The following is a 7,720-nucleotide window of genomic DNA, read 5'->3' on the forward strand; positions in this document are numbered from 1 at the left end:
GATTTCTTTATGGTTATTAACAGTTTTTTTTAGTTATCAACACTACTTTTGTTGAACACCTGTGAACATCGGAGATTAAAGATTCAAAGTTAACTTAAGGTTAATTCCATACATTCGCACTCATGGACAACCCAAACCCAATAGTAGGTCGTAAAATAGACAAATCCACTATAATTAACTTAGAGAGGGGTAAAATACCACCTCAAGCAGTTGATTTAGAGGAAGTTGTACTGGGCGCCATGATGATTGACAAAAAAGGTGTAGATGAAGTAATTGACATTCTTCATCCTGAAGCATTCTATAAAGATGCGCACAGATTTATTTATGAATCAATCTTTAAATTGTTCGAATCTTCCGAACCGGTGGATTTATTAACCGTTTCTTCCCAATTAAAGAAAGATGGTCATTTAGAAGCAGTTGGAGGTGATTTTTACCTTATTAAACTCACGCAAAAAGTAGCTTCTTCCGCTCATATTGAGTTTCATGCTCGTATAATTCTTCAAAAATATATTCAACGAAGTTTGATAAAAATATCGAATGAAGTAATTGAAGATGCGTACAATGAATCTACTGATGTTTTTGATTTATTGGATAATGCGGAAGCAAAGCTATATGAGGTTACACAGGGTAATTTAAAGCGTTCCGCTGAAACGGCTCAGAATTTAGTGATTCAGGCTAAAAAACGAATTGAAGAGATAGCTAACAAAGAAGGTTTGAGTGGTATACCTTCCGGTTTTGATAAACTGGATAAGCTTACTTCTGGCTGGCAACCTAGTGATTTGGTTATTGTTGCTGCAAGACCGGGTATGGGTAAAACGGCACTTACATTATCTATGGCTAGGAACATAGCGGTAAATGCAGAAATTCCTGTAGCTTTCTTTTCTCTAGAAATGTCATCGGTACAATTGATTACAAGATTAATTTCATCGGAAACTGGGCTTTCCTCAGAAAAATTACGGACAGGGAGACTGGAAAAACATGAATGGGAACAGCTTAATGTAAAGGTGAAAACCTTGGAAAAAGCACCACTTTTTATAGATGACACACCTTCATTATCTATTTTTGATTTACGTGCCAAAGCAAGAAGGTTAGCTTCTCAGCATGGTATTAAAATGATTATTATTGATTACCTACAGTTAATGACAGCTGGAGGAAGTCAAAAAGGAGGTAACCGAGAGCAAGAGATTTCTACTATTTCAAGAAATTTGAAAGCGTTGGCCAAGGAATTAAATGTTCCAGTGATTGCCTTATCGCAGTTATCACGTGCTGTGGAAACTAGAGGAGGTAGCAAGCGTCCCATACTTTCAGATTTACGGGAATCTGGAGCAATTGAGCAGGATGCGGATATTGTGTCTTTTATATATAGACCGGAATACTACAAAATTGATGAGTGGGATGATGAAGAGCGTACCCCTACCCAAGGTCAAGCAGAGTTTATTGTTGCGAAGCACCGTAATGGGGGACTCGATAATATTAGGTTAAAATTCATCGGAAATCTTGGTAAGTTTGATAACTTAGACGACTTTGATTCTCCTTTTGAGTTTCAATCCAAGATGAATGAAAATGATGAAAATCCATTTGCGACACCAAATTTACCAAGTACAGATGAAGCTTTTGGAAGTTCTTTCAATGAAGAAGGAACAGATTCAGATAATGACGTTCCTTTCTAGTGGAATATCATTTGATAAATGTGTAAGAAATCTCACCTTTCTTTTTTTCTTTTTTTCAATTTCGGCTTCGGCATCAGTTATATTGATTCCAATGGATGCCGAGAGTCAAAAAAACCATCTTAAAGCTTACGGAATTACCTATTGGGTATTAAACAAGCAGCAGAAAGTACAATGGTTATTGAACTATCGTGGTGGGTCTTTTTTAATGCCAGATGGAGATGCTATTCGTAAGGAATGCCAAATACGTGGAGTTTCTTTTGAAGTATTAGCGGATAGTGAAGCAGAAAGCATATTGGAATCCATTAGTAGCCCTTCGCAAAACCAAGACGCTGTAATTCTTGAAAAAGCACCAAAAATAGCAGTGTATTCTCCTAAAGATAACCAACCTTGGGATGATGCAGTAACAATGGTCCTGACATATGCCGAAATTCCTTATGTGACGGTATATGATGAGGAAGTGTTGGATGACAAATTAGCATTATATGATTGGTTGCATCTACATCATGAGGATTTCACTGGACAGTATGGAAAATTTTATGGTGCATACAGAGCAGCACCTTGGTACATTGAGACCAAGAGATTATCTGAAGAACGTGCGACAAAGTTAGGCTACAATAAAGTTTCAGAAGAAAAAGGGGCAGTAGCAGAAAAGATTAGAAGATATGTAATTGGTGGAGGTTTTATGTTCGCCATGTGTTCCGCAACGGATAGTTTCGATATTGCTCTGGCGGCCGACGGAGTGGATATATGTGAACCTATGTTTGATGGTGACCCATCTGATGCCAATTATCAAGGACAGCTAGATTTTGGCAGAACATTCGCTTTTCAAAATTTTGTACTGGAAAGAAATCCGTTACGATATGAATTCTCTTCAATCGACATGACAGCTAAACGACAAATACCTAAAGAGTCTGATTATTTTTCATTGATGGAATTTTCTGCGAAATGGGACCCAGTACCAACCATGCTTACTCAAAACCATACGACTTTAGTCAAAGGTTTTATGGGGCAGACTACCTCATTTAAAAGAGATGAGGTTAAGCCAACGGTTATGGTTCTTGGAGAGTCTAAACTAAATAATGAGGCCAGGTATATTCATGGAATAAAAGGCAAAGGCTTTTTTACATTTTATGGCGGTCATGATCCTGAAGATTACCAGCATAGGGTTGGAGACCCTAAAACAGAACTAGAGTTGCATCCTACATCTCCTGGTTATCGACTAATTTTAAATAATGTTTTGTTTCCTGCAGCAAGGAAAAAGAAGCAAAAGACCTAACGGACTATTTGCTCAATAATATTTTCTACTCCAAACTCATTGTTACTTGTTGTCTCATACTTAGCAATAGCTTTAACATTTGGATGGGCGTTGGCCATTGCAAAACTATAATCAGATAGTTGTAGCATCTCCAAGTCATTATTGTAATCACCAAATACTAGAACTTCATTTGAAGATAGTCCGTATTCATTCATTAATTTTTCAAGAGCAAAGCCTTTGTGCGCATTAGAATGCGATATATCTACCCAATTAGAACCAGATACTTTTACTTTTAAGTTATTTTCAAGTTTTTGAACGTGTGGGTAAACAAATCTTTCCGAACTTTCAAAATGATAGATTGCTATTTTTAAAACTTCATCGGTTACAGCTAGTTGATTTTCAACTACTTCAAATTGCGTGTAATATTCTTTAAGTATACTTAAAAATTTGTCGGATGTGCCCTTAACGAATGCATTGTTAGCACTACATAATACTGGGTGTGCATCTTTTACTTGAGAAATTGTCTCTAGAATCTTGGTCAAGTCTTTATGTTCTAACGGAGTGGTCAACAAAACTTCTTCTCTGTTTTTAATGATAGCTCCGTTTTCTGCTATAAAAAGCACATCATTTTTAATTGGTTCTAGTTTATCTACCATGCTGTGGTACTGTCTGCCACTTGCAGCTACAAAATGGATTTCTCTCTCCTTAAGTTTTTCAAATAGTCTAAAGAAATGTTCGCTTACCTCATGGTTGGAGTTTAGTAACGTTCCATCCATATCGGTAACCACCATTTTTATATTTGATAAATCCATTTATTGATTTTAGCGTACAAAGGTAATCCTTGACGAAAGGAATGCTGTAAAGTTTGTATTAATTTAGTTAAATGAAATGCTACCAAACACAAATACAGCTAAAGCCATACGCTAGAGGCTTCCATTTAATCACTTCAGAAATTTTGAATGCCATACCAGAAATTAAATATATGAAGACTGGAATATTACAAGTTTTTATTAAGCATACCTCTGCAAGTCTTACTATAAATGAAAATGCAGACCCAACCGTTCGCTTAGATTTTGAAAGTCATATTAACAAGATGGTTCCTGAAAATGCACCTTATTATATACATAATTATGAAGGACCAGATGATATGCCTGCACATATTAAGGCTTCATTAATGGGTGCTTCTATACAAATACCTATTACAGATGGGAAAATAAATTTAGGGATATGGCAGGGCGTGTATTTATGTGAGCATCGCAACCATGCTTCGGGGAGAAATCTAGTTCTAACTGCCTCCGGAAATTAAAAAATCCCGCTCAATTGAGCGGGATTTTTTTAAGTGGGATAAGTTTATGTATTCTTTATTTAACTTTCTCAACAATTGCTTTAAAAGCATCAGGATGATTCATCGCTAAATCCGCTAAAACCTTACGATTTAGTTCAATTCCATTAGCTTTAACTTTACCCATAAATTGAGAATAAGACATTCCATGTAAACGTGCACCAGCATTAATACGGGTAATCCACAGTGCGCGGAAAGTTCTTTTTTTGTTTTTTCTATCGCGGTAAGCATATAACATTGCTTTTTCTACCGCATTTTTTGCTACTGTCCAGACATTTTTACGTCTTCCGAAGTAACCTTTCGCTTGCTTCATTACTTTTTTTCTTCTAGCTCTTGAAGCAACTGCATTTACTGATCTTGGCATTTCTTTTTAATTTTTGTAGTAGGCGGTCAAACAATGACACTTTATATGAGCCTAACTCCAGGGTTAATAATTTTACCGAACGAACAATTATTTTAAACGTAATTGTTCTTTAATACTATTGACATCTGACTCATGTACTAATGTAGAGTGTGTCAACTTAAGCTTACGCTTTTTAGATTTTTTTGTCAAAATGTGACTCTTAAAAGCGTGCTTTCTTTTGATTTTACCAGAACCGGTAAGCTTAAAACGCTTTTTGGCACTGGATTTGGTTTTCATCTTAGGCATTTTTCCTCTTTATATATTTATGCTGAAATTATTTTCAGCTTCCCACTTATTTTTTGCTTGCCTTTGGGGCTAAGAACATTGTCATTCTTTTCCCTTCCAATTTAGGCATCTGCTCCACTTTTCCATAATCCTCCAACTCCTGAGCTAGTCTCAACAAAAGTATTTCTCCTTGGTCTTTATAAACTATGGACCTTCCTTTGAAAAATACATATGCTTTTAATTTGGCTCCTTCCTTCAAGAATTTTTCAGCATGTCGCTTCTTAAATTCATAATCATGGTCATCGGTATTAGGACCAAATCTAATTTCTTTTACGATTACCTTAGTCGCTTTGGCCTTCATGGCCTTCTCACGTTTTTTCTGTTCGTAAAGAAACTTTTTATAGTCAATAATTTTACAAACAGGGGGTTTGGCTTTAGGTGATATTTCAACCAAATCCAATTCCAATTCCTCTGCCTTGTCCAAGGCTTTTCTGATAGGATAAACTCCTATCTCAACATTGTCTCCAACCAATCTAACCTCTGGGGCTAGAATTTTTTCATTGATATTGTGAGGGTTCTTGTTTTCCCTTCTTGGTTGGGGTTTAAATCTTCTACGTATTGCTATGACTTACTTTTTTTAATTAAACTTATTTTTTAGAACGACTTTAAGGTACTATTTATTTCTCTTGAAACCAAGTCTGAAAACTTACTGATAGATATACTACCTATGTCCTCACCACCATGTTTTCTTACTGATATAGTTTCTGCCTCTTCTTCATTCTCTCCAACGATGAGCATAAACGGTATTTTCTTAAGCTCAGCCTCTCTTATTTTCTTCCCTACGGTCTCGTTCCTATTATCAATGAGCGCGCGAATTTCGTGATTTTCCAACGAATTCAAAACTTTTTCAGCATATTTTTCATGTTTCTCGCTGACCGGCAGTATGATAGCCTGTTTTGGAATTAGCCATAATGGGAAGTTTCCTCCTGTATGCTCCAATAATAATGCCACAAAACGTTCCATGCTCCCAAAGGGTGCACGGTGTATCATTACTGGTCTGTGAAGCTCATTATCACTGCCTTTGTAGGTAAGGTCAAAACGTTCAGGTAAATTGTAATCTACTTGTATGGTACCTAATTGCCATTTTCTGCCTAATGCATCTTTGACCATAAAATCAAGCTTTGGGCCATAAAAAGCAGCTTCCCCACTTTCAACCACAAAATTTAGTCCTTTTTCCTCAGCAGCATCGATAATAGCTTTTTCAGCTTTCTCCCAATTTTCAACTTCCCCAATGTATTTTTCTGGCTTCTCTAAATCTCTAACTGAAACTTGCGCTGTAAAATTTTCAAACCCTAAGGAGCCTAGTACATACAAGGTAAGGTCAATTACGTTTTTGAACTCATCGTGGAGCTGGTCTGGAGTACAAAAGATATGCGCATCGTCTTGCGTGAATCCCCTAACTCTGGTAAGCCCATGTAATTCGCCACTTTGCTCATAACGGTACACCGTGCCAAATTCAGCATATCTTTTAGGTAAATCCTTGTAGCTAAAAGGACTGGTATTGTAAATTTCGCAATGGTGGGGACAGTTCATGGGTTTCAACAGAAACTCTTCCTCATCTTTAGGCGTTTTTATTGGTTGAAAACTATCTTCGCCATACTTGGCATAATGGCCTGAGGTTACATAAAGCTCTTTCTGACCAATATGAGGTGTGACCACCATTTCATAACCAGCTTTTTTTTGTGCCTTTTTTAGAAAATCTTCTAAACGTTCCCTTAAAGCAGCACCTTTTGGAAGCCATAAGGGTAAACCCTGACCAACTTTCTGTGAAAAAGTAAACAGCTCTAATGCTGCACCTAATTTTCTATGGTCTCTTTTTTTCGCTTCTTCAAGCAATTCTAGGTATTCGGTAAGTTCTTTTTGTTTTGGAAATGAAATACCATAAACTCTGGTTAACTGCTTATTGTTTTCGTCACCACGCCAATATGCACCAGCAACGCTTAGTATTTTAATTGCTTTAATGATTCCTGTATTGGGAATATGTCCTCCTCGGCATAAATCCGTAAAGGTGCTATGATCGCAAAAAGTAATTTCACCATCATTGAGATTTTCAATTAACTCGACTTTATAAGAATTGTTTTGCTCTTTGTAATAGTTTAATGCATCGCTTTTAGAAACCTCACGCATTTTAAAATCGTGTTTCTCGCGAGCTATTTCTATAGCTTTCTTTTCTATTGTAGGAAAATCTTTTTCAGAAATTGTTTGGTCTTCCAAATCAACATCATAGTAGAATCCATTTTCTATAGCAGGACCAATAGTTAGCTTTATCCCTGGGTACAATTCTTCTAAAGCTTGTGCAACGACATGAGAACTAGAGTGCCAAAAAGCTTTTTTCCCTTCATCATTATTCCAAGTAAACAAAGTAAGACTACCATCTTCTGTTAATGGTGTTGTAGTTTCAACCGTAGTATCATTAAATTTTGCCGAAATTATGTTTCTAGCCAAACCTTCACTAATGCTTTTTGCAACATCTAAAGGAGAGCTCCCTTTTTCAACTTCTTTAATAGCCCCATCGGGTAGCTTAATCTTAATCATCGTGTACCTTCAAATTAGAATAGTGGCAAAGATAACACCTTGTGCGAATGCGACAATATAAAGAGTGGTTTCATTTTTTATTCTTTTCGATAAAAATCATTGATTATAAGTTATTTGGGAGAGTCTAAAAAAAGTATTAACTTAATATTCCGATTTTTATAAATTATTTTATATCTATTTTGCTGATATACAGATAAATAAAAGTTTTTTTGATTTTTATTGAAAAAGAC

General features: G+C 36.1%; 8 protein-coding genes. 3 read left to right on the forward strand and 5 right to left on the reverse strand.

What is annotated here, in order from left to right; all coding sequences use genetic code 11:
• Window positions 1–122 precede the first annotated feature (122 nt).
• Together dnaB and AACP56_RS15535 are read left to right on the forward strand one after the other, a co-directional pair.
• On the forward strand, window positions 123–1,670 hold the full coding sequence (dnaB, locus tag AACP56_RS15530) for a replicative DNA helicase (protein ID WP_339337929.1): 1,548 nt from the start codon (window positions 123–125) through the stop codon (window positions 1,668–1,670).
• Complete coding sequence (locus AACP56_RS15535; RefSeq protein ID WP_339337939.1) at window positions 1,654–2,946, forward strand: asparagine synthetase B; 1,293 nt, start codon at window positions 1,654–1,656, stop codon at window positions 2,944–2,946. Before dnaB ends, AACP56_RS15535 begins: the two co-directional genes overlap by 17 nt.
• On the opposite strand, the gene AACP56_RS15540 is transcribed toward AACP56_RS15535, so the two are convergent.
• The gene (locus AACP56_RS15540) at window positions 2,943–3,737 is read right to left on the reverse strand and encodes an HAD family hydrolase (protein ID WP_339337931.1); all 795 of its coding nucleotides are present in this window, start codon (window positions 3,735–3,737) and stop codon (window positions 2,943–2,945) included. The genes AACP56_RS15535 and AACP56_RS15540 overlap by 4 nt on opposite strands.
• Window positions 3,738–3,808: 71 nt before the next feature.
• Between AACP56_RS15540 and AACP56_RS15545 the strand changes: the two genes are divergently transcribed.
• Window positions 3,809–4,231: a secondary thiamine-phosphate synthase enzyme YjbQ gene (locus AACP56_RS15545; RefSeq protein WP_339337933.1), complete on the forward strand. Its 423-nt coding sequence runs from the start codon at window positions 3,809–3,811 to the stop codon at window positions 4,229–4,231.
• Between the two features lie 55 nt (window positions 4,232–4,286).
• Here AACP56_RS15545 and rplT read toward each other — a convergent pair whose 3' ends face one another.
• The 4 genes from rplT to thrS form a co-directional block, all read right to left on the reverse strand.
• Entirely contained in the window at window positions 4,287–4,631 is a 345-nt protein-coding gene (gene rplT / locus AACP56_RS15550; protein ID WP_339337935.1) for a 50S ribosomal protein L20, read from the reverse strand.
• Window positions 4,632–4,718: 87 nt separating this feature from the next.
• Complete coding sequence (gene rpmI / locus AACP56_RS15555) at window positions 4,719–4,916, reverse strand: 50S ribosomal protein L35 (RefSeq protein ID WP_073181711.1); 198 nt, start codon at window positions 4,914–4,916, stop codon at window positions 4,719–4,721.
• A gap of 46 nt (window positions 4,917–4,962) precedes the next feature.
• Window positions 4,963–5,514: a translation initiation factor IF-3 gene (gene infC / locus AACP56_RS15560; protein WP_339337941.1), complete on the reverse strand. Its 552-nt coding sequence runs from the start codon at window positions 5,512–5,514 to the stop codon at window positions 4,963–4,965.
• A gap of 35 nt (window positions 5,515–5,549) precedes the next feature.
• A complete protein-coding gene (gene thrS / locus AACP56_RS15565; RefSeq protein WP_339337937.1) occupies window positions 5,550–7,490 on the reverse strand; it encodes a threonine--tRNA ligase in 1,941 nt (646 codons plus the stop codon).
• Window positions 7,491–7,720: the final 230 nt, after the last annotated feature.

The organism is Croceitalea sp. MTPC6 (genome assembly GCF_036985525.1).
Classification (GTDB): Bacteria; Bacteroidota; Bacteroidia; order Flavobacteriales; family Flavobacteriaceae; genus Croceitalea.